Below are 22,026 nucleotides of genomic sequence, written 5' to 3' on the forward strand. Positions count from 1 at the left end.
CCGGTCCGCATCCCGGACAGCTAGGGTGGGCCGCTGTACCGGACACGGGGTGCCCCGCGCGGGGCTGAGATCACACCCGTCGAACCTGAACCAGTTCGTACTGGCGGAGGGATGTCATCCATGTCAGCGCCGCATGCCCGCGTCTTCGACGGGCGGATGCCCGCCGCACCCGGTGATCTGCGAATGGAGGCGCGCGGTATCGCGCCGGTGCCCGAGGCCCACCGCTACGGCGGACCGGGACGGCTGTTCACCGTGTGGTTCGCCCCGAACCTCACCATGACCGGCGTGTTCACCGGCACCGTCGGCGTCACCCTCGGCCTGGACTTCACCACCGCGCTGGCCGCCGTCGTCCTCGGCACCCTCCTCGGCGCGGTGCCCACCGCGTACCTGGGCACCTGGGGCAGCCTCACCGGGACCGGCCAGCTGCCGCTGGCCCGGCTGGCCTTCGGCCGGGCTGTCGCGGTGCCCGGCGTACTGCAGTGGCTGTCCTCGGTCGCCTGGGACGCGCTCATCGGCCTGTTCGGCGGCGACGCGCTGGCCCGGCTGTGCGGCTGGCCGTTCTGGCTGGGGGTGCTGGTGATGATGGCCGTCCAAGGGGCGCTCGGCGTACTGGGCTACGAGGCCATCCACCGCACACAGAAGGTGATGACCTTCGTCCTCGCCGCGGCCTTCCTCGCCCTGGCCGTCAAGCTGCCGCACGGCGGCCACCCCGCCGCGACCGCCCACGGCGCCGACCGCGCCGGCGCGTTCGTCCTGACCAGCACGATCGCGCTGAGCCTGGCGCTGTCGTGGGCGCCCTACGCCAGCGACTTCAGCCGCTATCTGCCCCGCGCCACCTCCCGTCCCCGCATGTTCTGGTGCACCCTCCTGGGCGTCACCGTCTCCTTCGTGGCCGTCCAGGCACTCGGGCTGTGGGGAGCCGCCGCCTTCACCGACCAGACGGCCCGGGGCGTCGATGAGGTGCTGGGCGGCGGCACGGTCGGCGCGTTCGGCCTGCTGGCCGTGGCGCTCGCCGCTCTGTGCAGCAACGCCATGAACGACTACAGCGGCTCACTGGCCCTGCAGACCGTCGGCGTACGCGTCCCCCGCCCGCTCGCGGCGGGCCTCGCCGCCGTACTCGGCTTCCCGCTGGTGCTGTGGATGCACGCCGCCGACACCACCGCCCGCTTCCAGAACGTGCTGCTGTTCGTCGGCTACTGGATTCCCGGCTTCGTCGCGGTCGTGGCCGTCGACTGGCTCGCCCGCCGCCGGGGCGGCGCGCCTCTCGACCCGGCCACCGAGACCGCACAGCCCTGGTGGCCGGCGCTCCTGGCCTTCGCCGCCGCCTTCCTGGCGGCGGTGCCCTTCATGGACACCAGCCTGTACACGGGCCCGGTGGCCAAGGCCCTGCACGGGGCCGACCTCGCCTACTACACGGCGTTCCTCGCGGCGCTGGTCGTCTACGCGCCCCTCAGACTGCGACTGGTCGCCCTGCCGGAGGGGCTGAGTGCCCGGAAGGGCTGAGTGCCGGGGCTCGGCCCCGATCCCCGACCCGCCCTCCGGGCGTGTCCTCAATCGCCGGACGGGCTGGTTTTCCGGCCGCAGACCTACGCGTTGCTCGCCAGCACCCACCGCTCCAGCGCGCTCCGCGCCGCCCCCGAGTCGATCGACTCGGCCGCCCGCGCCACGCCCGCCGCGATCCGCTCCGCGAGCGGCTTGTCGCCGGCCCCCGGCTCCAGCGCCGTCAGCGCCGCCGCCGAGTTCAGAAGCACCGCGTCCCGTACCGGACCCGTCTCCCCCGCCAGCAGCCGCCGCGCCACATCGGCGTTGTACGACGCGTCCGCACCGCGCAGCGCCTCCACCGGGGCCAGGTCCATCCCGACATCCCGCGGGTCGAACGTCTCCTGGCGTACGACGCCGTCCCGGACCACCCACACCTGCGAGGTCGCCGTCACCGTCAGCTCGTCCAGACCGTCATCGCCGCGGAACACCAGCGCCGACGAGCCGCGCTCCGCCAGCACACCGGCCACGATCGGCGCCATCCGGGCGTCGGCGACGCCCGTCGCCTGAGCCCGCACCCGCGCCGGGTTGGTCAGCGGGCCGAGGAAGTTGAACGTGGTGGCGATGCCCAGCTCGCGCCGCGCCGGCGCGACATGCCGCAGCGACGGGTGGAACTTCACCGCGAAGCAGAAGGTGATCCCCGCCTCCTCGGCGATCTCGGCGACCCGCCGCGGGCTGATCTCCAGATTGACGCCGAGCTTCTCCAGCACATCGGAGGCGCCGCTGGCGGAGGACGAGGCGCGGTTGCCGTGCTTGACGACCCGCGCGCCGGTGCCGGCGACGACCAGCGCGGACATGGTCGAGATGTTGACGGTCTTGGCGCAATCGCCGCCCGTACCGACGATGTCGACGGTCGGCCCGGGGACCTCGATCACCTTCGCGTGGTCGTACATGGTCCGCACGAGACCGGACACCTCGTCGACGGTCTCGCCCTTGGCCCGCAGCGCGACCGCGAATCCGGCGATCTGGGCGTCGGTGGCCTCGCCGCGCATGATCCGGTCCATGGCCCAGGCGGTGTCGTCGGCGCTGAGGTCCTGGCCGCTGAGCAGCGAGGTCAGTACCTCCGGCCAGGTGCGGGCCGTCGCGGTGCTGTCGCCTCCGGCCGGGGTCACAACGTCCATGGTCCGCTCCTGGATCCGTGGGTGGGCAGGGAAGGGGTCCGCTCTTCGGCGGCCCGTGGCAAGCCTATCGGCGTGAGAACGCCATCGGCCCCACGCCCGTATGGCGGACAACGACCAGGGCCCCGGTGCGGACCCTGAGGTCCGGACCGAGGCCCTGGCGGTGGCGTCAGCTAACCGTGCGAGAGATCAGTGGTGGCCGTGGCCGCTGGTGATCTCGTCGTGCTCCGCGCGCGTCGGCTTCGGGATGACGTTGTCCCCGCCGTAGTAGCTCTTGGAGAGCTTCGAGCGGAGCTTCTGCGACCGCTTTATCTTGCGGGTGACGCCGTTCTCGTCGACCGCCGGTCCGACCTCGTAGGGCTCCGGCTGCTCATGCTGGGTGAGCACGTGCAGCTGCTCCTGCGAGAGCGGCTGGTGGACCTCGACGAACTCACCGTGCGGCAGCCGCTTGATGATGCCGGTCTCGCGACCGTGCAGCACCTTGTCGCGGTCGCGGCGCTGGAGGCCGAGGCAGATGCGCTTGGTGGCGATGAAGGCCAGGACCGGGCCGGCGAAGAAGCCGATCCGCACAAACCACGTGATCGAGTTGATCGAGAGGTGGAAGTGGGTGGCCCACAGGTCGTTACCGCCACCGATCAGCATGACGAAGTACGCGGTCAGCCAGGCGACACCGAAGGCGGTGCGGGTCGGGGCGTTGCGCGGGCGGTCCAGGATGTGGTGCTCGCGCTTGTCCCCGGTGATCCAGGACTCGATGAAGGGGTAGACCCCGATCGCCATGAGAACCAGCGGGAAGGCCACGATCGGGATGAACACGCCCAGGACGAGCGTGTGACCCCAGGCGTTGATCTCCCAGCCGGGCATCACACGGACCAGACCCTCGGCGAAGCCCATGTACCAGTCGGGCTGGGCGCCCGTGGACACCTGGTCGGGCCGGTAGGGGCCGATCATCCAGATGGGGTTGATGGTGGCGATCGCCGAGAGGGCCGCGATCACACCGAAGACCAGGAAGAAGAAGCCGCCCGCCTTGGCCATGTAGACCGGGAGCAGGGGCATGCCGACCACGTTCTTGTTGGTCTTTCCGGCCCCGGGGAACTGCGTGTGCTTGTGGTAGAAGACCAGGATCAGGTGCGCCACCAGCAGACCGAGCATGATGCCCGGCAGCAGCAGGACGTGGACCGGGTAGAGCCTCGGGATGAGGTCCATACCGGGGAACTCGCCGCCGAACACGAACATCGAGATGTACGTGCCCACGACCGGGATCGACAGGAACACGCCCTCGATGAACCGCAGACCGGTGCCGGAGAGCAGGTCGTCGGGGAGCGAGTAGCCGGTGAAGCCGGTCAGCATGCCGAGGAAGAACAGCAGGAAGCCGAAGAGCCAGTTGATCTCGCGCGGCTTGCGGAACGCACCGGTGAAGAACACCCGCATCATGTGCACGAGCATCGCGGAGAGGAAGACCAGCGCCGCCCAGTGGTGGATCTGCCGGATCAGCAGACCGCCGCGCACCTCGAAGCTGATGTCGAGCGTCGAGGCGAACGCCTCGGACATCTTGACACCCTGCATCGGCACGTACGGGCCGTGGTACGTGACCTCTTCCATGCTGGGGTGGAAGAACAGCGTCAGATACACACCCGTGAGGATGATGATGATGAAGCTGTAGAGCGCGACCTCACCCAGCATGAAGGACCAGTGGTCCGGGAAGATCTTGCGCATATTGGCCTTGGCGAGGCTGTAGATGCCCAGCCGGCCGTCTGCCCAGTCGGCGACGCGCTCGCCCGCGGGCGCTTTGCCGCGCCGCTGCGTATCGGTGTCCGTTGCAGTACTCATCCGCGCTCCCAGAAAGCAGGACCGACGGGCTCCGAGAAGTCGCCCACGGCTTCGAGGTACCCCTCGTCATTGGCCTTGATCCGCAGCTGCGGCAGAGCGTGACCCGCCGGACCGAAGATCACTCGGCCACCGTCGGAGAGGTCGAACGTCGACTGGTGGCAGGGGCACAGGACGTGGTGCGTCTGCTGCTCGTACAGGTTGATCGGGCAGCCGACGTGGGTGCAGATCTTCGAGAACGCGACGATGCCCTCGTGCGACCAGTCCAGCTCGCGCTTGTCCTTGATGTTCTCCGGCTGCAGCCGGACCAGCATCAGGGCCGCCTTTGCGATCTCCGTCTGGAAGTCGTGCTGGTCCTCGTTCATGCCCTCGGGCATGGCGAAGGTCAGCGAGCCGACGAGGATGTCCTCGGGACGCAGCGGCTGCATGGTGTTGTAGTTCATCAGCCGCTTGCCCTTGGCCCACTTGGTGTGCCGGAGCTTGGTGCCCGGCAGCGGGCCGAGGTCGCGGAGCAGCACGAGACCGGAGAGCGGCACCAGCGCGAGCGCACCGAAGAGCGTGTTGCGCGCCAGCTTGCGCCGACCGAAGCCGGACTCCTCGGCGCCGGTCCGGAAGTCCTCCAGGACCTTGGCCTTGACCTCGGGGGGTGCCTCGATGGGGTGGCGCTCGTCGGCGATCTCCACATCGGACATCAGGGTGCGGGCCCAGTGGACCGCGCCCGCGCCGATGGCGAACAGCGCGATGCCGAGGGTCAGTCCCAGCGCGAAGTTGAGCGCGCTGACGTGGCCGATCGGGAAGACATAGATGTACTGGTCGACCGGGAAGGCCACAAACGAGGCGATGAAGGCGATCGTGGCGAGCATCGAGACCGTGAAGAGCAGGGCGACGGTGCGCTCGGACCGTTTCGCGGCCCGCTCGTCGATGTCCTGCACGCGGTGCTCGTGCGGGGGCAGCCCCGGGTCCGCGAACGGGTCCTCGGAGACCGCTACCGCGCCCTCCCCGGCCGCCCGCTCCTCCGGCAGCTTGTCTTCTGCGTCTGGCATCTCGTGGCTACTCATGACTTCTTGGCCTTTGCGGTCCGGGCGGCGACCCAGATGGTGAGGACGATCAGCGCGCCCATGCCGAAGACCCAGCCGAACAGGCCCTCGCTGACCGGGCCGAGCCCGCCGAGCTCAAGGCCGCCGGGGGTCTTGGACTTGTCGCTGTTGACCGTGTCGAGGTACGCGATGATGTCCTTCTTGTTCTTCTCCGGCATCGTGGTGTCGGGGAAGGAGGGCATGTTCTGCGGGCCGGTCTGCATGGCCTCGTAGAGGTGCTTGGGGCTGACGCCATCGAGGGCCGGCGCGTACTTGCCGTTCGTCAGGGCACCGCCCTTGCCGGCGAAGTTGTGGCACTGCGCGCAGTTCGTACGGAAGAGCTCCCCGCCCTTCGCGATGTCCGCGCCCTCAGGGTTGTACTCGCCCTTGGCGGGGGTCACCGGACCCGCGCCGAGCGAAGCGATGTACCCGGCCAGCTGCTCGATCTCGGCGTCCGAGTAGATCTTCTTCTTCTTCGGCACCTGAGCGCCCGGCTGCTGGGCGGGCATACGGCCGGTGCCGACCTGGAAGTCCACGGCGGCGGAGCCCACTCCGACCAGGCTCGGGCCGTCGGAGGTCCCCTGACCGCCCGTGCCGTGGCAGCTGGCGCAGCCGACGGCATAGAGCTTCTTGCCCTCCTCGATGGCGAGGGACTGGGCGGAGCTGTCATCGGCCTTCGCCTCGCTCGGCGAGAACGCGGCGTACAGCCCCCCAGTGACCGCCAGCGCGAAGAGTAGGACGACGAGCGCAGCCAGCGGATGGCGCCGTCGTGCGGAGAGCTTTTTCACGGATTACCCCGGTGTCAGGATCTTCTGCGTCGATGCTTTAAGGACGTGGTTCCGGTCGCGGTGACCGGCTTACTTGATCATGTAGATCGTGGCGAAGAGGCCGATCCAGACGACATCGACGAAGTGCCAGTAGTAGGACACGACGATCGCCGCCGTCGCCTGCTGGTGGGTGAACCTCTTGGCCGCGTACGTCCTGCCCAGGACCAGCAGGAAGGCGATGAGACCGCCCGTCACATGCAGTCCGTGGAAGCCGGTGGTCAGGTAGAACACCGAACCGTACGGGTCGGACGAGAGCGAGAGCCCTTCGTGCTTGACCAGTTCGGTGTATTCGAAGATCTGACCGCCGATGAAGATCGCGCCCATCATGAAGGTGATCACGAACCAGGTGCGCAGCTTCTTCACGTCGCCGCGCTCGGCAGCGAAGACACCGAGCTGGCAGGTGAGGGAGGAGAGCACCAGGATCGTGGTGTTCGTCGCCGAGAACGGGAAGTTCAGCGCGGACGCCATTTCCTTCCAGTGGTCGGCTCCGGTCACCGATCGCAGGGTGAAGTACATCGCGAAGAGGGCCGCGAAGAACATCAGCTCGGAACTCAACCAGATGATGGTTCCGACGCTGCTGAGGTTCGGTCGGTTGACCGACGGGTGCGCGTGCCCGGTATCTACTGCTGTTGCTGTCGCCACGACCGACATTATGTCGGTCGCTTATCCAGCCCTCACTCCCGGGGGTCCTGTTCGGAGTGTCAAGGGCATCGATGCTGCTCGTCGGGGCCCTTCCGGCCAGTCCCTCGAAGGAGGGAGAGATCTGTACGCCCCCTCCTCCGGGCGGCTGTACCGGAGTAGCATCCGCGACAGGAGCCCAGGGGATCACTTACTTCGCCCGGAGGAAGCCATGCGGCCGACCGCAACGGTGCTGGTCTACAGCGACGACGCGAGCACCCGCGAGCAGGTGCGGCTCGCGGCCGGGCGGCGGCCCGCCGCCGATGTGCCGCCGGTCGAGTTCGTCGAGTGCGCGACCCTCCCCGCCGTCCTCTCGGCGCTGGAGGACGGCGGTATCGACGCGTGTGTGCTGGACGGCGAGACGGCGCCCGCGGGCGGTATGGGCGTCTGCCGGCAGATCAAGGACGAGATCTTCCGGTGTCCGCCGGTGCTGCTCCTCATCGGCCGCCCGCAGGACGCCTGGCTGGCCGCCTGGAGCCGCGCGGAGGCAGCGATCACCCATCCGGTGGACCCGGTGGCCCTGGCGGACGCGCTGGCCGGGCTGCTGCGCACGCGGCTCTCCCTGGACGCCTGACGTCGCGGGGGCCATGGGGGTCACACCTGGGGCCGGAGTCGGGCCGAGTCGGCCGGATCGGCGCCGTCCCGCTGACTGGCGAGGGCGCTGCCCTGACGCCAGTTGCCCCAGGCCATGTTCCAGTCGCCGTAGCCGTTGTCGAACGTCGGCATATCGTCTCCATTGCTGTTCACGACCCTGACGATGTCTCCGAGGCGCACGGTGTCGAAGAACCACTCGGCGTTCGCCGTGCTCATACCGGTGCAGCCATGACTGACGTTGGCGACGCCCTGGGCGCCGGTGGACCAAGGCGCGGCGTGCACATATTCACCGCTCCACGTCACCCGGGCGGCCCAGTAGACCATCAGGTCGTAGGAGTTCCCGAGACCGATGCTGGCGCCGGTCATCCGTACGGAGGATTCCTTGGCGAGAATCACCTTGATGCCGTTACGGGTGTCGAAGCCGGGCATACCGGTGGTGATCGGGATGGTCCGGATCGGCACCCCGTTCCGCCTCACCGTCATCTGGTGGGTGCCGGAGTCGGTGAGGGCCTCAAGACGGTCACCGGTGGTCAACCGCAGCGACTTGGCGGCGCCGCCGTAGAGCCCGCCGCCGATCCTGATGCCGTTGAGGTTGGAGTGCACCTTGATCGTGGCGTGGGCGGGCCAGTAGTCCTGCGGACGGTAGTGCAGGTTCCGGTTGTCCACCCAGTGCCAGACACCCTCCACCGCGGGCTGTGAGTCGACCTTCAGGGCGCGCTCGATCACGGCCCGCGCCGACGGGTCCTTGACCGGTGCGCTCAGCTTGGCGGTGATGGGCTGCCCCACCCCGTACTCGCCCGCCTTGGGGCCGAAGGTGACCTTCAGCCGCTTGTGGGCGGAGCCGGTGGTGGTGAAGTCGATCGTGCGGCGGCCCGGGGCGCCGCCGGAGTCCTCCGTGGACACCTTCAGCGTGTAGTGCGCGCCCGCGGCCAGCGGCACGGTGCTGCGCCACCGGCTGCCGTCGGGGGTCAGCTCACCCCGGACGTAACGGCCCGCGGCGTCGGTGGCCGTGACATCCGTGATCCGGCTGTCGTCGCCCTTGGCCGTCACTTCGAGCGGCTTGTCCGGATCGGCCTTGTGGCCGTCGTCGTCGCCGCTGAAGGAGATCTGGTCGGCGGCGTCGTACGGCTTGGCTGACAGCGGGTCCGAGGAGGAGCCCCCGCATCCACTCAGCCCCACTATCAGCGGCGCCACCAGAAGGGCGCAGGTGAACACCGCCCGGGTTCGAGATGATCGAGGTGTGTGGCTCATGGACCCACGCTAAGAACCGCCGCCGCGTTCGGCGCGCGGAGTGAAGCAGCGGGGTGACACCCGGACGGAGTACACGAGCGGGGCCCGGACACCTGGGGAGGTGTCCGGGCCCCGCTCGCTCGCCGATCGGGAACCGGCTACTGGTTCGCGTTCTCGCCGCGGTAGTACTCGAAGACCCAGCCGAAGAGGCCGACCATCACGATCGGGGCCGAGAAGAAGAGCAGCCACCAGCCGAAGGCGATGGCCATGAAGGCCAGGGCGCCACCGACGGCCAGGGAGAGCGGCTGCCAGCTGTGCGGGGAGAAGAAGCCCAGCTCACCGGCGTCGTCCGCGACATCCGCGTCCTTGTTGTCCTGCGCCCCGGCGTCCACCCGGCGAGCCGTGAAGGCCAGGTAGTAGCCGATCATGATGCTCAGTCCGAAGGCGAGGAAGAGCGCGGTGGTGCCGGCGGGCTCCTTCGACCACACGCCGTACACGATCGCCATCACCAGCATGAAGACGGCGAGCCAGATGAACATCCGTCCCTGGATCTTCACTTGCCGGCCTCCTTGCCACCCACGAGGGCCTTGTCACCAGCGGGCGCGCCGTGGTTCTCGAGCTGGTCGAGCGCCGCGATCTCCGGGTGGTGCAGATCGAACGCCGGGGATTCGGAACGAATCCTGGGCAGGCTGACGAAGTTGTGCCGCGGCGGCGGGCAGGAGGTCGCCCACTCCAGCGAACGGCCGTAGCCCCACGGGTCGTCGACCTCGACCTTCTTGCCGTACTTGGCCGTCTTCCAGACGTTGTAGAAGAACGGCAGGACCGACAGACCGAGAAGGAAGGAGCTGATGGTCGAAATCGTGTTCAGCGTGGTGATGCCGTCGGCCGCCAGGTAGTCGGCGTACCGGCGCGGCATGCCCTCGGCGCCCAGCCAGTGCTGCACCAGGAACGTGCCGTGGAAGCCCACGAACAGCGTCCAGAAGGTGATCTTGCCGAGCCGCTCGTCCAGCATCTTGCCGGTGAACTTCGGCCACCAGAAGTGGAAGCCGGCGAACATCGCGAAGACGACGGTGCCGAACACCACGTAGTGGAAGTGGGCCACCACGAAGTACGAGTCGGAGACGTGGAAGTCCATCGGCGGCGACGCCAGGATCACACCGGTCAGACCACCGAAGACAAAGGTGATCAGGAAGCCGGTCGCCCAGAGCATCGGGGTCTCGAAACTCAGCGACCCCTTCCACATCGTGCCGATCCAGTTGAAGAACTTCACCCCGGTCGGCACCGCGATGAGGAACGTCATGAAGGAGAAGAACGGCAGCAGCACACCGCCGGTGACATACATGTGGTGCGCCCACACCGTCACCGAAAGGCCGGCGATGGAGATCGTCGCGGCGATCAGGCCGATGTAACCGAACATCGGCTTCCGGGAGAAGACCGGAATGACCTCCGAAATGATGCCGAAGAACGGCAGCGCGATGATGTACACCTCTGGATGGCCGAAGAACCAGAAGAGGTGTTGCCAGAGCAAGGCGCCGCCATTGGCCGCGTCGAAGACATGTGCCCCGAATTTCCGATCCGCCTCCAGCGCGAAGAGCGCGGCGGCGAGGACCGGGAAGGCGAGCAGCACCAGCACGGCGGTGAGCAGCACGTTCCAGGTGAAGATCGGCATACGGAACATCGTCATGCCCGGAGCGCGCATGCAGATGATGGTGGTGATGAAGTTGACCGCACCGAGGATCGTGCCGAAGCCGGAGAGGGCCAGACCCATGATCCACATGTCCGCGCCGACACCCGGCGAACGGACCGCGTCCGACAGCGGGGAGTAGGCGAACCAGCCGAAGTCGGCCGCGCCCTGCGGGGTCAGGAACCCGCCCACCGCGATCAGTGAGCCGAAGAGGTACAGCCAGTAGGCGAACATGTTCAGCCGCGGGAACGCCACATCGGGCGCGCCGATCTGCAGCGGCATGATCCAGTTCGTGAAGCCGGCGAACAGCGGGGTGGCGAACATCAGCAGCATGATCGTGCCATGCATGGTGAACGCCTGGTTGAACTGCTCGTTGTTCATGATCTGCGTGCCGGGGCGGGCGAGCTCGGCGCGCATGAAGAGCGCCATCAACCCGCCGATACAGAAGAACGCGAACGACGTGACGAGGTAGAGCGTGCCGATCGTCTTGTGGTCGGTGGTGGTCAGCCACTTGACGACGACATTGCCGGGCTGCTTACGGCGCACCGGCAACTCGCCCTCGTGAGAGGCGGTCGCGTCGGCACCCTGAGGTTCGTTGAGGATGCTCACTTGTTCTTGGTCTCCGCGTTCTTGGCGGCGTCCGTCTGCTCAATGCCCGCCGGGATGTAGCCGGTCTGGCCCTTCTTCACCAGGTCCTTCAGGTGCTGCCGGTAGCGCTCCGGCGACACGACCTTGACGTTGAAGAGCATCCGGGAGTGGTCGACGCCGCACAGCTCGGCGCACTTGCCCCTGAAGGTCCCCTCGCGGTTGGGGGTCACCTCGAACCGGTTGGTGCGGCCCGGAATGACGTCCATCTTCATCAGGAAGGGGACTACCCAGAACGAGTGGATGACATCGCGGGAGGTCAGGATGAACTGAACCGACTCGCCCTTCGGCAGCCACAGGGTGGGACCCGGGTTGCCGGTCTGCGGGTTCCGTTCACCGGGGGTACCGGCGTCGTACACGCCCTCGGCGCCCTTGGGCACCGCCGTGAGCACGCGGTTGGGGATGGCCGAGATCTCCTTGGCGTTCTGCTTCGGAGTGGCGGTGTCCCCGTCCACGTTCTCCATGTAGTTGAAGCCCCAGCTCCACTGGTAGCCCACCACGTTGACCACGTGGTCGGGCTTCTTGGAGGTCTTGAGGAGGGCGTTCTCATCGCGTGCGGTGAAGTAGAAGAGCACCGAGACGATGATGATCGGGACCACGGTGTACAGCGCCTCGATCGGCATGTTGTACCGGGTCTGCGCGGGAATCTCGATCTTGGTCCTGCTGCGGCGGTGGAAGATGACCGCCCAGATGATCAGGCCCCAGACCAGTATGCCCGTGGCGAGCGCTGCCGCCCACGAGCCCTGCCACAGGGAGAGGATCCGCGGCGCCTCCTCCGTGACGGGAGTGGGCATTCCGAGGCGGGGGAAGTCCTTGGATGTGCAACCGGTGGCGGTCGCCAGGACCACGCCCGCGGCCAGCGCCTGCAGCAGCTTCCGCCGCACCGGGCGCCGCGACGAGCGGTCGGAGCCGTTGGGACTCACGTAGCGCCTTCCCGAGAGTCTCGCCCGCGCCGTCGGCCGCGGCCGTCTGTCTGGTCGGTCGCCGGCCCGGTGCGGGCAGGGGTTTGGATGTTTATGCGGACCAAACCCTACTGGACGCCATTTGGGGCTGCGCGGGGAGGGTGCTCAACGCGCCGGACCGCTCCCCGAAGGGGGGAATCCCCTGCTCCGCCAGCGGTTTTCGGCCCCGGTACGGCCGGTGCCCGGCCCCGGATCCGCACGCCGCCCAGGACCCCCGTTCCGCCGACCCCGCTTTCGGGGACATGCTTTCGGGGAGTCCTCCGGGCGGAGCGACTAGCGTTTCGTATGTGCCCTACTTCGACGCGGCCTCATCCGCTCCCCTGCACCCCGTCGCCCAGCAGGCGCTGCTCGCCGCCCTCGACGAGGGGTGGGCCGACCCGGCGCGACTCTACCGGGAGGGGCGGCGCGCCCGGCTGCTGCTGGACGCCGCGCGGGAGGCGGCGGCCGAGGCCGTCGGCTGCCGCCCGGACGAGCTCGTCTTCACCCCCTCGGGGACCCGCGCGCTGCACGACGGGATCGCCGGGGCGCTCGCGGGCCGCCGCCGGGCCGGGCGCCATCTGATCGTCTCCGCCGTCGAGCACTCCGCGGTGCTGCACGCCGCGGCCACACACCAGGCGGGCGGCGGCACGGTGGCCGAGGTCCTGGTGGACCGCGCCGGCCGGGTCGCGCCCGGTGCCTATGCGGCAGCTCTGCGGGAGGCCCCCGGCGCCACCGCCCTGGCCTGCCTCCAGTCCGCCAACCACGAGGTCGGCACGGTGCAGCCGGTGGCCGAGGTGGCGGAGGAGTGCGCGGCGGCGGACGTACCGCTGCTGGTGGACGCGGCGCAGTCGCTGGGCTGGGGCCCCGTGGAGGGCCATTGGTCGCTCCTCACCGCGAGCGCCCATAAGTGGGGTGGCCCCTCGGGGGTCGGGCTGCTCGCCGTTCGCAAGGGTGTGCGCTTCGCGCCCCAGGGCCCCGCCGACGAACGGGAGTCGGGCCGCGCCCCCGGGTTCGAGAACCTCCCCGCCATCGTCGCCGCGGCCGCCTCCCTGCGGGCCGTGCGCGCGGAGGCCGCGGCCGAGGCGGAGCGGCTGCGGGGGCTGGTGGACCGGATCCGGGCGCGGGTGCCTGAACTGGTGGGGGATGTGGAGGTGGTGGGCGATCCGGAGCGGCGGCTGCCGCATCTGGTGACCTTCTCGTGTCTCTATGTCGACGGCGAGGCACTCCTCCATGAGCTGGACCGCGCGGAGTTCTCCGTCTCGTCCGGCTCGTCCTGCACGTCGAGCACGCTGACGCCGAGCCATGTGCTGCGGGCGATGGGCGTGCTGTCCGAGGGCAACATCCGGGTCTCGCTCCCGCGCGGGACCGCACCAGAGGATGTGGAGCGGTTCCTGGACGTGCTGCCGGTGGTGGTGCGGGGCGTACGGGAACGGCTGGGCGCGCCGCGGGAGCCGGCGGGAGCCGCGGAGCCCGCCGCCGACCTGGTGGTCGACTCCCTCGGCAAGCGCTGCCCGATCCCCGTGATCGAACTGGCCAAGGTCATCGGCGAGGTGCCGGTGGGCGGGCTGGTGACGGTCCTGGCCGACGACGAGGCGGCCCGGCTGGACATCCCGGCGTGGTGCGAGATGCGGGGCCAGCACTACGAGGGCGAACTCCCCGCCGAGCGGGGCGTGGCCTACCGGGTGCGCCGCCGGGTCTGATCCGGTCCGGCGGTCCCGCCCGGTCCCATGGTCCGGCCCGGTCCGGTGGGGAGCGCCCACCGGACCGGTCCCGGCTCAGACCAGGTGGTCGTTGATCTCGGCCGCCGCCTCATGGCCGTAGGCCTTGGCGAAGCGCTCCATGAAGTGGCCGCGGCGCAGCTCGTACTCCTGGGTGCCCACCGTCTCGATGACGAGCGTCGCGAGCATGCAGCCCACCTGGGCGGCGCGCTCCAGCGAGAGGTTCCAGGACAGTCCGGAGAGGAAGCCCCCGCGGAAGGCGTCGCCGACGCCGGTCGGGTCGGCCTTCACGTCCTCCTCCGGGCAGCCGACGGCGATCGGCTCCTCGCCGTCGCGCTCGATCCGTACGCCCTGCGCGCCCAGCGTGGTGACGCGGGTGCCGACCTTGGCGAGGATCTGGTCCGCGGTCCAGCCGGTCTTCGTCTGGATCAGCGCGGCCTCGTACTCATTGGTGAAGAGGTACTCCGCCCCTTCGACCAGCAGCCGGATGTCCTCGCCGTCCATGCGGGCGAGCTGCTGGGAGGGGTCGGCGGCGAAGGGGATGCCGCGCGAGCGGCACTCCTCGGTGTGGCGGACCATCGCCTCCGGGTCGTCCGCGCCGATCACCACGAGGTCGAGCCCGCCGACCCGCTCGGCGATCGGCTGGAGCTCGATCTGGCGGGCCTCGCTCATCGCGCCGGTGTAGAAGGACGCGATCTGGTTGTGGTCGGTGTCCGTGGTGCACACGAAGCGCGCGGTGTGCAGGACCTCGGAGATCCGGACGGACGAGGTGTCCACCCCGTGGCGGTCCAGCCAGGCGCGGTATTCGGCGAAGTCCTCACCGGCCGCGCCGACCAGGATCGGGCGCAGCCCGAGCAGGCCCATGCCGAAGCAGATGTTGGGCCCCACGCCGCCTCGGCGGACGTCGAGGGTGTCGACCAGGAAGGAGAGGGAGACCGTATGGAGCTGATCGGCGACCAGCTGATCGGCGAAGCGGCCGGGGAAGGTCATCAGATGGTCGGTGGCGATGGAGCCGGTAACGGCGATACGCACGGGAGTCGCTCCTGCGGGGCGGCGGCGAAGTCGGACGCTTCACGCTACCGGCTCCATCACGCCCATACGAACGGAAGAAACTACCCGATAGTAGGGCTTTTTTCACTCGGGCCCGCTGCATACGGTGCGTATCTACGGGGTACACGTTTGCGACCCCTCGGAGCAGGGAGACCGTATGCCGAAGCACCTCACCCCCGCACTTCCCGCCGGCGCCATCGAGCCCGAATATCTGGAGGAACTGCGCGGCGACTGTGCGCGGATGGCACCGCACTGGGCGGTCACCGTATCGCCTCCCGCCACGCCCGTACCCCCGTCCCGTATCCGCGGGATCACCGTGCCGCCCGCGTCGGCCGATCTGCTGGCCGGTATGTCGGACTACGGCGACTGACTTCCGCGGCGACGGAAGGAACCAGCCGCCCCTTCGCTCCGTCTCATCGGCATCTCCTCGCGAGGGATGGGACCGTAGACCGTGAGCGGAGCCGAAGGAGCGAAACGGTGAGCACCGAGGACACCGACACCCCGCAGACCCCCGACGACGACACCCCACGGACGCGGCGCCGTTCGCCACTGGCCGTCGTGTCGGTGGCGGCCGCGGTTCTGGTCGCCGGTGGCGGCGGGGCCTACTGGGCCTCCACCGCGGTGGACCGCGGCACAACCCCGGGCGCGGCACACAAAGACGGATCGCCGAAGCCCCTCGCCCTCGACGCGTACGCCTCCCCCGCCGGACAGGAGGGGAACGGGGGCGACGAGGGCATCGCGCCCGGCGAGCCCGACCCCCACGGCGGACGCTATGTGGTCACCGGCAAGCTGCCGGACGGGCCCGACTCGGCACCGGTCTATCTGACCGATCCGAAGGTCACCAAGGCCGAGGTGGCCCGGCTGGCGAAGGCCGTGGACGTACCCGGCAGCCCCCGCGCCGACCACGGCTTCTGGAAGGTCGGCGGCGCGCCGGACGCCAACGGCCCGGTGCTGCGGGTGAGCCGGAACGGGCCCGGCACCTGGTCGTACTCGCGGTTCGGGGCGCCGGGCGGCACCTCCTGCGTCCACCTGGACACGAGGACGGACGCCACCACGAGCGACAACGGAGCGAGCGACAAGAGCTGCCCGTCCTACCGCGACGGGGACGGCGCCAAGCGCGGCGACAACGGCGCCGGCGAGGGCAGCGACAAGGCCGTGTCCCAGGAGAAGGCCAAGCGTGCCGCCGAGCCGGTGCTCAAGGCGCTCGGACTGTCGGACGCCAAGCTCGACGCGCGTAATTTCTACGGCGCCGTGCGGATGGTGAACGCGGATCCGAGGTTGGGCGATCTGCCCACCCAGGGCTGGATGACCAGCCTGCAGGTCGGCGCCGACGGCCAGTTGGCCGGCGGCAGCGGCACGCTGTCGACGCCCAAGGAGGACGACAGCTATCCGCTGATCGGCGCGGACGAGGCGCTGAAGAAGCTCAACGCGACCGCGGCCAAGGGCCGTCACACCTCCGACAAGGTGACGGTGCGCAAGACCACCTTCGGACTCGCCGCCCATATGGTGGACGGACGGCAGGCACTCGTGCCGTCGTGGATCTTCGAGACCCGGCCGACCGGGACCAACGGTGTCGCGCTGACCCTCCCCTACCCCGCCGTGAAGCCCGAGTTCATCAAGAAGGCCGACACCCCGGGCCATGGCCAGTCGAGCAGCCGGCCGGGCAAGCCCGGCAAGAGCGCCAGGACCGACGACGTCACCTCGTACAGCGTGGACGGCAAGACCCTGACGCTGCACTTCTGGGGCGGGGTGTGCAACACCTACTCGGTCTCCGCGAAGGAGACGTCGAAGCAGGTGACGGTGGACATCAAGAGCAAGCCGACCCATCCGGGGCGGGCCTGCATCCTCATCGCCAAGCAGCTGGAGAAGAAGGTCACGCTGGACAAGCCGCTGGACGGGCGGAAGGTCGTGGACCGGTTGACCGGTGAGACGGTGCCGCCGCGGAAGTAACGCGTACGTCAAAGGGGGCGGGCCCGTGGGCCCGCCCCCTTTGACGTCGATATGACCCGGACTCAGCTGAAGGAGTCGCCGCAGGCGCACGAGCCCGTGGCGTTCGGGTTGTCGATGGTGAAGCCCTGCTTCTCGATGGTGTCGACGAAGTCGATCGAGGCACCGCCCAGGTACGGGGCGCTCATCCGGTCGGTGACGACCTTGACGCCGCCGAAGTCCTTGACGACGTCGCCGTCGAGCGCGCGCTCGTCGAAGAAGAGCTGGTAGCGCAGGCCGGAGCAGCCGCCGGGCTGGACGGCGACGCGCAGCGCGAGGTCGTCACGGCCCTCCTGCTCCAGCAGGCTCTTGACCTTCGACGCGGCGGCGTCGGACAGGATGATGCCCTCGCTCGCGGTGGTCTCGTCCTGAACGGTCATCTGCTTCTCTCCCGGGTCGTACGGACTGCTTGCCGTCGGCACCAACCAACGGCGCCCCGGATTCATTCCGGGCCCAGCGCTGTTCTCCTGCGCTCTTCATGCTCGCACACGGGTCGGCCGACCGGAATGCGTCACATCGACACGATGCCCATCGTCAAAGTGACGTGAACCGGATATGATAGATAACGTCATTTTGACGATTAGGGTTCCCAGCGAAGAAAGAAGGGTGCATGACGTGACCACCGCCCAGCCCCTCGACGTGCAGCCGACCCCGCTCGCTCTGCTGCTCCTCGGCCGTGAGGCCGACCCACGGAGCGAGCGCGGTGTGGAGTGCCCCGGAGACCTTCCGGCACCCTCCGACCCGGATCTGGTGGCCCGGGCCCGCGCGGCCAAGGAGAAGCTCGGGGACAAGGTCTTCGTGCTCGGCCACCACTACCAGCGCGACGAGGTCATCGAGTTCGCCGATGTCACCGGAGACTCCTTCAAGCTCGCCCGTGACGCGGCCGCCCGGCCGGACGCCGAGTTCATCGTCTTCTGCGGTGTGCACTTCATGGCCGAGTCCGCCGACATCCTGACCAGCGACGCCCAGCAGGTCGTCCTCCCCGACCTCGCGGCCGGCTGTTCGATGGCCGACATGGCCACCGCCGAGCAGGTGGCCGAGTGCTGGGACGTGCTGGCCGAGGCGGGCGTCGCCGATGTGACGGTGCCCGTCTCGTACATGAACTCCTCCGCCGACATCAAGGCGTTCACCGGCAAGCACGGTGGCACGATCTGCACCTCCTCCAACGCCCGCCGGGCCCTGGAGTGGGCCTTCGGGGAAGGCGAGAAGGTGCTCTTCCTCCCCGACCAGCACCTCGGGCGCAATACGGCGGTCCGCGACATGGGCATGTCGCTGGACGACTGCGTGGTCTACAACCCGCACAAGCCGAACGGCGGGCTGACCGGGGACGAGCTGCGCGCCGCGAAGATGATCCTGTGGCGGGGTCACTGCTCGGTGCACGGCCGCTTCTCGCTGGACTCGGTGCGCGATGTGCGCGAGCGGATACCGGGCGTCAATGTCCTGGTGCACCCCGAGTGCAAGCACGAGGTGGTGGCGGCCGCGGATCACGTCGGCTCGACCGAGTACATCATCAAGGCCCTGGAGGCGGCGCCCGCCGGGTCGAAGTGGGCGATCGGCACCGAGCTGAACCTGGTACGGCGGATCGCGAATCGTTTCGCCGGGGAGGGCAAGGAGATCGTCTTCCTCGACAAGACGGTGTGCTTCTGCTCGACCATGAACCGGATCGATCTGCCACATCTGGTGTGGGCGCTGGAGTCGCTGGTGGCGGGCAAGGTCGTCAACCGCATCCAGGTCGACCAGGAGACCGAAAGCTTCGCCAAGCTCGCGCTGGAGCGCATGCTGGCGCTGCCGTAGAGGTACGCGGATGCGGGGCGCGGGGGCCAGGCCCCGGCGCCCCGCATCCGCGTGGTCAGACCCCCGGCCGTACGAGGCCCGTCTCGTACGAGATCACGACCAGCTGGGCCCGGTCCCGTGCCCTGAGCTTCGCCATCGCGCGGTTCACATGGGTCTTCACCGTCAGCGGGCTGACCTCCAGCCGGCCCGCGATCTCGTCGTTGGAGAGGCCGCCGGCGACCTGGACCAGGACCTCGCGTTCGCGGACGGTGAGGGCGTCCAGGCGGGAGGAGTCGTAGGCGCTGTCGTCCTGGGCGCCGCCCTGGGCGAGGAAGCGGGCGATGAGGCCCTTGGTCGCGGTCGGGGAGAGCAGCGCCTCGCCCGCCGCCGCGATACGGATGGCCGCGAGCAGTTCCTCGGGCTCGGCGCCCTTGCCGAGGAAGCCGCTCGCCCCGGCGCGCAGCGAATCGACCACGTACTCGTCGACCTCGAAGGTCGTCAGCATGACGACCCGGACGTCCGCCAGCGAGGGGTCCTCGCTGATCAGGCGGGTCGCGGTCAGCCCGTCCGTACCGGGCATGCGGATGTCCATGAGGACGATGTCGGCGCCCTTGGCGCGGGCGATCTCGACCGCCTCCGCGCCGTCGGAGGCCTCGCCCACCACCTCCATGTCGGGTTCGGAGTCCACCAGGACGCGGAACGCGCTGCGCAGCAGCGCCTGGTCATCGGCGAGCAGCACCTTGATCGTCATGAGTCCCCTCCCATACGGGTCTGCAAGGGAAGTCTCGCCCGGACCTGGAATCCGCCCTCGGGGAGGGGTCCGGCCTCGCAGCTGCCACGCAGCGCGGCGACCCGTTCCCGCATGCCGAGCAGCCCGTGGCCGCCGCCCTCGGTCCCGTCCGGTTTCGCTCCCGCCCCGTCGTCCACCACGGTGACCTCCAGGGCGCCATGGGTGCGGACGATCCGGACCTCCACCCTGGCCTCGGGCCCGGCGTGCTTGTGCACATTGGTCAGGGCCTCCTGGACGACCCGGTAGGCGGTGAGGTCCACCGAGCCCGCCAGGGAGCCGAGCAGGTCCCGTAGGTCCGCCTCGACCTCGACGCGCATCCCGGCCCGTACGAAGCCGTCCACGAGCTGGTCCAGGACGGCGAGGCCGGGCGCCGGTTCGGTGGGGGCGGCGGGGTCGCCGTACTGCCGCAGCAGACCGACCGTGGCGCGCAGCTCGTCCAGGGCGGAGCGGCTCGCCTCCCGTACGTGCGCGAGCGCCTGCTTGGCCTGGTCGGGCCGGTTGTCCATGACATGGGAGGCGACCCCGGCCTGGACGTTGACCAGCGCGATGTGGTGCGCGACGACGTCATGCAGCTCGCGGGCGATGCGCAGCCGCTCCTCGGCGACCCGGCGGCGGGCCTCCTCCTCCCGGGTCCGCTCGGCCCGTACCGCCCGCTCCTCGATCGCGGCGATATAGGCGCGGCGGCTGCGTACGGCGTCGCCGGCGGCCGCGGCGAGGCCCGTCCAGGCGAAGATCCCCAGGTTCTCCTGGGAGTACCAGGGGCTGAGCCCGAAGAGCATTCCGGCCCCGGTGAGCAGCGCGGCGGTGGCGGCGCCGACCCGCCAGGTGGTGGGGCGGTCGGTGCGTGCCGCGACGGTGTAGAGCGCCACCACGACCGCGAGCACGATCGAGGTGCGCGGCGGTCCCACGTCATTGGTGGTGATCTCCACCAGGGTCAGGGCGCAGGTGAACGCGAGCACGCTGCACGGCAGGTCCCGGCGGAGGATCAGCGAGGCGGAGGAGAGGACCGCCAGCAGCACGAAGAACGGGCCCACCGGCTGGTGGCGCAGATGCGGGCCGGCCACCGCGCCGATCAGGATCAGCGCGAGGACGCTGAGGGCCAGCACGGTGTCCAGGGCCCGGGGGTGGGCGCACAGCCAGCGGTGCGGACGGGCCAGGCCCGGCCCGGCGGCGAGGGGAGTCACGGCATCCAACGGTAAGCGCCGCGGCGGACAGCCGCGGTCGCGGGCGGCCCGTGCCCGGCGGACGAGGGGCAGCGGGAAGGGGGTACGACCTGTGCCGGAGTGGGGTTCGCCCTAGCCCGGGATCAGCCCGTCGTCCTTGAGCAGCGACTTGACGTCCTCGAGCGTCGCGTCGGCGGCGGGCAGGATCAGCTCGGATGGTTCGAGCGAGTCGACGGGCAGCGGCTCCCCCGCCGAGCGCACCGCGTCGAGCAGCGTGCTGAACGTCCGCCGGAAGGCGTCCTGGTCGCCACCCTCGATCGCGGCGAGGAGTTCGTCGTCCAGCTCGTTCAGTCCGGGCAGCCGGTCGTCGGCCACCCGCACCTGCCCTTCCCCTATGATCCGTACGATCATGACGACCTCCTCAGGAGACCTCGCCCAGGCAGGGGACGCGGGCTACTGCTTGTCGAACTTGTGGCTGTTGGGGGACTGCTGGGCCTGGTCCTGCTTGCCGCTCTCGATGGCCTGCTGCGGGCTGCCGCCGGCCAGCTCGGCCTTCATCCGCTGAAGCTCAAGCTCCACATCCGTACCGCCGGAGATCCGGTCCAGCTCGGCGGCGATGTCGTCCTTGGCCATCCCGGACTGGTCGTCGAGCGCACCGGAGGCCAGCAGCTCGTCGATCGCGCCCGCGCGCGCCTGGAGCTGCGCGGTCTTGTCCTCGGCGCGCTGGATCGCCATGCCGACGTCGCCCATCTCCTCGGAGATGCCGGAGAACGCCTCGCCGATGCGGGTCTGCGCCTGGGCCGCGGTGTAGGTGGCCTTGATGGTCTCCTTCCGCGTACGGAACGCGTCGACCTTGGCCTGCAGCCGCTGGGAGGCGAGGGTGAGCTTCTCCTCCTCGCCCTGCAGCGTCTGGTGCTGCGTCTCCAGGTCGGTGACCTGCTGCTGCAGTGCGGCGCGGCGGGAGAGCGCCTCGCGGGCCAGGTCCTCACGGCCGAGCGCGAGCGCCTTGCGGCCCTGGTCCTCCAGCTTGGTGGACTGGCCCTGCAACTGGTTCAGCTGCAGTTCCAGGCGCTTTCGGGAGGTCGCCACGTCGGCGACGCCGCGACGCACCTTCTGCAACAGCTCAAGCTGCTTCTGGTACGAGTAGTCAAGGGTCTCGCGCGGGTCCTCGGCCCGGTCCAGGGCCTTGTTTGCCTTCGCGCGGAAGAGCATCCCCATACGCTTCATGACACCGCTCATGGGCCTCGCGCGCCCCCTTCTGACTGACGGACTTGAGACTCCGGCACTTCAACAGACCCAGCCTACGGGGCCTGCTTCCATTACCGCACTGTTCGGCCGCCCTCGTGCTCCTCCTGCAGGACGATCAGATGGCCGGCGCCTCCAGCGCAAG

At 69.5% G+C, this 22,026-nt stretch carries 21 protein-coding genes and 1 riboswitch; of the genes, 6 read left to right on the forward strand and 15 right to left on the reverse strand.

Going from position 1 to position 22,026, the window contains the following annotated elements:
* The first annotated feature begins 35 nt into the window (after positions 1 to 35).
* Positions 36 to 129, forward strand: a riboswitch (TPP riboswitch).
* Positions 121 to 1,503 carry a cytosine permease gene (locus ABZS71_RS08620; protein WP_356208445.1) on the forward strand — a complete coding sequence of 461 codons (1,383 nt, stop codon included), beginning with the start codon at positions 121 to 123 and terminating at the stop codon, positions 1,501 to 1,503. (Overlaps the previous riboswitch by 9 nt.)
* 83 nt (positions 1,504 to 1,586) lie before the next feature.
* Here the strand turns inward: ABZS71_RS08620 and trpD are convergent, their stop codons facing one another.
* The 5 genes from trpD to ABZS71_RS08645 form a co-directional block, all read right to left on the reverse strand.
* Entirely contained in the window at positions 1,587 to 2,660 is a 1,074-nt protein-coding gene (gene trpD / locus ABZS71_RS08625; RefSeq protein ID WP_356208446.1) for an anthranilate phosphoribosyltransferase, read from the reverse strand.
* A 186-nt stretch (positions 2,661 to 2,846) separates the two neighbouring features.
* Positions 2,847 to 4,484 carry a ubiquinol-cytochrome c reductase cytochrome b subunit gene (locus ABZS71_RS08630; protein WP_355853763.1) on the reverse strand — a complete coding sequence of 546 codons (1,638 nt, stop codon included), beginning with the start codon at positions 4,482 to 4,484 and terminating at the stop codon, positions 2,847 to 2,849.
* On the reverse strand, positions 4,481 to 5,539 hold the full coding sequence (locus ABZS71_RS08635) for a Rieske 2Fe-2S domain-containing protein (RefSeq protein WP_355853765.1): 1,059 nt from the start codon (positions 5,537 to 5,539) through the stop codon (positions 4,481 to 4,483). The genes ABZS71_RS08630 and ABZS71_RS08635 overlap by 4 nt, the downstream gene beginning before the upstream one ends.
* Entirely contained in the window at positions 5,536 to 6,345 is an 810-nt protein-coding gene (locus ABZS71_RS08640; protein ID WP_355853767.1) for a c-type cytochrome, read from the reverse strand. Before ABZS71_RS08640 ends, ABZS71_RS08635 begins: the two co-directional genes overlap by 4 nt.
* 69 nt (positions 6,346 to 6,414) lie before the next feature.
* Positions 6,415 to 7,035: a heme-copper oxidase subunit III gene (locus ABZS71_RS08645; protein ID WP_355853769.1), complete on the reverse strand. Its 621-nt coding sequence runs from the start codon at positions 7,033 to 7,035 to the stop codon at positions 6,415 to 6,417.
* Between the two features lie 199 nt (positions 7,036 to 7,234).
* Between ABZS71_RS08645 and ABZS71_RS08650 the strand changes: the two genes are divergently transcribed.
* Complete coding sequence (locus tag ABZS71_RS08650; RefSeq protein WP_355853772.1) at positions 7,235 to 7,636, forward strand: hypothetical protein; 402 nt, start codon at positions 7,235 to 7,237, stop codon at positions 7,634 to 7,636.
* A 20-nt stretch (positions 7,637 to 7,656) separates the two neighbouring features.
* Here ABZS71_RS08650 and ABZS71_RS08655 read toward each other — a convergent pair whose 3' ends face one another.
* The 4 genes from ABZS71_RS08655 to coxB all read right to left on the reverse strand — a co-directional run bounded on the left by ABZS71_RS08655 (position 7,657) and on the right by coxB (position 12,138).
* The gene (locus ABZS71_RS08655) at positions 7,657 to 8,907 is read right to left on the reverse strand and encodes an Ig-like domain-containing protein (RefSeq protein WP_355853775.1); all 1,251 of its coding nucleotides are present in this window, start codon (positions 8,905 to 8,907) and stop codon (positions 7,657 to 7,659) included.
* A 137-nt stretch (positions 8,908 to 9,044) separates the two neighbouring features.
* Entirely contained in the window at positions 9,045 to 9,443 is a 399-nt protein-coding gene (locus ABZS71_RS08660; protein WP_355853777.1) for a cytochrome c oxidase subunit 4, read from the reverse strand.
* Positions 9,440 to 11,179 (reverse strand): cytochrome c oxidase subunit I, encoded by a 1,740-nt coding sequence (gene ctaD / locus ABZS71_RS08665; protein WP_356208449.1) that lies wholly within the window; start codon positions 11,177 to 11,179, stop codon positions 9,440 to 9,442. The genes ABZS71_RS08660 and ctaD overlap by 4 nt, the downstream gene beginning before the upstream one ends.
* Positions 11,176 to 12,138 (reverse strand): cytochrome c oxidase subunit II, encoded by a 963-nt coding sequence (gene coxB / locus ABZS71_RS08670; protein WP_356208451.1) that lies wholly within the window; start codon positions 12,136 to 12,138, stop codon positions 11,176 to 11,178. Before coxB ends, ctaD begins: the two co-directional genes overlap by 4 nt.
* Before the next feature lie 326 nt (positions 12,139 to 12,464).
* On the opposite strand from coxB, the gene ABZS71_RS08675 reads away from it, so the two are divergent.
* Positions 12,465 to 13,856: an aminotransferase class V-fold PLP-dependent enzyme gene (locus tag ABZS71_RS08675; protein ID WP_356208452.1), complete on the forward strand. Its 1,392-nt coding sequence runs from the start codon at positions 12,465 to 12,467 to the stop codon at positions 13,854 to 13,856.
* A gap of 75 nt (positions 13,857 to 13,931) precedes the next feature.
* On the opposite strand, the gene ABZS71_RS08680 is transcribed toward ABZS71_RS08675, so the two are convergent.
* On the reverse strand, positions 13,932 to 14,906 hold the full coding sequence (locus tag ABZS71_RS08680) for a carbohydrate kinase family protein (protein WP_355853789.1): 975 nt from the start codon (positions 14,904 to 14,906) through the stop codon (positions 13,932 to 13,934).
* 175 nt (positions 14,907 to 15,081) lie between these two features.
* On the opposite strand from ABZS71_RS08680, the gene ABZS71_RS08685 reads away from it, so the two are divergent.
* Both ABZS71_RS08685 and ABZS71_RS08690 read left to right on the forward strand, forming a co-directional pair.
* The gene (locus ABZS71_RS08685) at positions 15,082 to 15,294 is read left to right on the forward strand and encodes a hypothetical protein (protein ID WP_355853792.1); all 213 of its coding nucleotides are present in this window, start codon (positions 15,082 to 15,084) and stop codon (positions 15,292 to 15,294) included.
* Between the two features lie 107 nt (positions 15,295 to 15,401).
* On the forward strand, positions 15,402 to 16,874 hold the full coding sequence (locus tag ABZS71_RS08690) for a hypothetical protein (protein ID WP_356208454.1): 1,473 nt from the start codon (positions 15,402 to 15,404) through the stop codon (positions 16,872 to 16,874).
* Positions 16,875 to 16,936: 62 nt separating this feature from the next.
* On the opposite strand, the gene ABZS71_RS08695 is transcribed toward ABZS71_RS08690, so the two are convergent.
* Positions 16,937 to 17,290 carry an iron-sulfur cluster assembly accessory protein gene (locus tag ABZS71_RS08695; RefSeq protein ID WP_355853798.1) on the reverse strand — a complete coding sequence of 118 codons (354 nt, stop codon included), beginning with the start codon at positions 17,288 to 17,290 and terminating at the stop codon, positions 16,937 to 16,939.
* Between the two features lie 235 nt (positions 17,291 to 17,525).
* On the opposite strand from ABZS71_RS08695, the gene nadA reads away from it, so the two are divergent.
* Positions 17,526 to 18,704, forward strand: coding sequence for a quinolinate synthase NadA (gene nadA, locus ABZS71_RS08700; RefSeq protein ID WP_355853801.1), 1,179 nt, complete (start codon positions 17,526 to 17,528; stop codon positions 18,702 to 18,704).
* A 55-nt stretch (positions 18,705 to 18,759) separates the two neighbouring features.
* Here nadA and ABZS71_RS08705 read toward each other — a convergent pair whose 3' ends face one another.
* The 4 genes from ABZS71_RS08705 to ABZS71_RS08720 all read right to left on the reverse strand — a co-directional run bounded on the left by ABZS71_RS08705 (position 18,760) and on the right by ABZS71_RS08720 (position 21,863).
* Positions 18,760 to 19,434 (reverse strand): response regulator transcription factor, encoded by a 675-nt coding sequence (locus ABZS71_RS08705; RefSeq protein ID WP_356208456.1) that lies wholly within the window; start codon positions 19,432 to 19,434, stop codon positions 18,760 to 18,762.
* Positions 19,431 to 20,666, reverse strand: a complete 1,236-nt coding sequence (locus ABZS71_RS08710) for a sensor histidine kinase (protein ID WP_355853807.1) — start codon at positions 20,664 to 20,666, stop codon at positions 19,431 to 19,433. Before ABZS71_RS08710 ends, ABZS71_RS08705 begins: the two co-directional genes overlap by 4 nt.
* 102 nt (positions 20,667 to 20,768) lie before the next feature.
* Positions 20,769 to 21,047 carry a hypothetical protein gene (locus ABZS71_RS08715; RefSeq protein ID WP_355853810.1) on the reverse strand — a complete coding sequence of 93 codons (279 nt, stop codon included), beginning with the start codon at positions 21,045 to 21,047 and terminating at the stop codon, positions 20,769 to 20,771.
* 42 nt (positions 21,048 to 21,089) lie between these two features.
* Positions 21,090 to 21,863, reverse strand: coding sequence for a PspA/IM30 family protein (locus tag ABZS71_RS08720; protein ID WP_355853813.1), 774 nt, complete (start codon positions 21,861 to 21,863; stop codon positions 21,090 to 21,092).
* Positions 21,864 to 22,026: the final 163 nt, after the last annotated feature.

The sequence above is a fragment of the Streptomyces sp. NPDC005393 genome (assembly GCF_040606675.1).
GTDB lineage: Bacteria > Actinomycetota > Actinomycetes > Streptomycetales > Streptomycetaceae > Streptomyces.

Bases quoted from the DNA above. Each gene is read 5' to 3' on its own strand.
- ABZS71_RS08620 (WP_356208445.1), top strand. From the start codon at position 121: ATGTCAGCGCCGCATGCCCGCGTCTTCGACGGGCGGATGCCCGCCGCA.
- trpD (WP_356208446.1), bottom strand. From the start codon at position 2,660: ATGGACGTTGTGACCCCGGCCGGAGGCGACAGCACCGCGACGGCCCGC.
- ABZS71_RS08630 (WP_355853763.1), bottom strand. From the start codon at position 4,484: ATGAGTACTGCAACGGACACCGATACGCAGCGGCGCGGCAAAGCGCCC.
- ABZS71_RS08635 (WP_355853765.1), bottom strand. From the start codon at position 5,539: ATGAGTAGCCACGAGATGCCAGACGCAGAAGACAAGCTGCCGGAGGAG.
- ABZS71_RS08645 (WP_355853769.1), bottom strand. From the start codon at position 7,035: ATGTCGGTCGTGGCGACAGCAACAGCAGTAGATACCGGGCACGCGCAC.
- ABZS71_RS08650 (WP_355853772.1), top strand. From the start codon at position 7,235: ATGCGGCCGACCGCAACGGTGCTGGTCTACAGCGACGACGCGAGCACC.
- ABZS71_RS08655 (WP_355853775.1), bottom strand. From the start codon at position 8,907: ATGAGCCACACACCTCGATCATCTCGAACCCGGGCGGTGTTCACCTGC.
- ABZS71_RS08685 (WP_355853792.1), top strand. From the start codon at position 15,082: ATGCCGAAGCACCTCACCCCCGCACTTCCCGCCGGCGCCATCGAGCCC.
- ABZS71_RS08695 (WP_355853798.1), bottom strand. From the start codon at position 17,290: ATGACCGTTCAGGACGAGACCACCGCGAGCGAGGGCATCATCCTGTCC.
- ABZS71_RS08705 (WP_356208456.1), bottom strand. From the start codon at position 19,434: ATGACGATCAAGGTGCTGCTCGCCGATGACCAGGCGCTGCTGCGCAGC.
- ABZS71_RS08715 (WP_355853810.1), bottom strand. From the start codon at position 21,047: ATGATCGTACGGATCATAGGGGAAGGGCAGGTGCGGGTGGCCGACGAC.
- ABZS71_RS08720 (WP_355853813.1), bottom strand. From the start codon at position 21,863: ATGAAGCGTATGGGGATGCTCTTCCGCGCGAAGGCAAACAAGGCCCTG.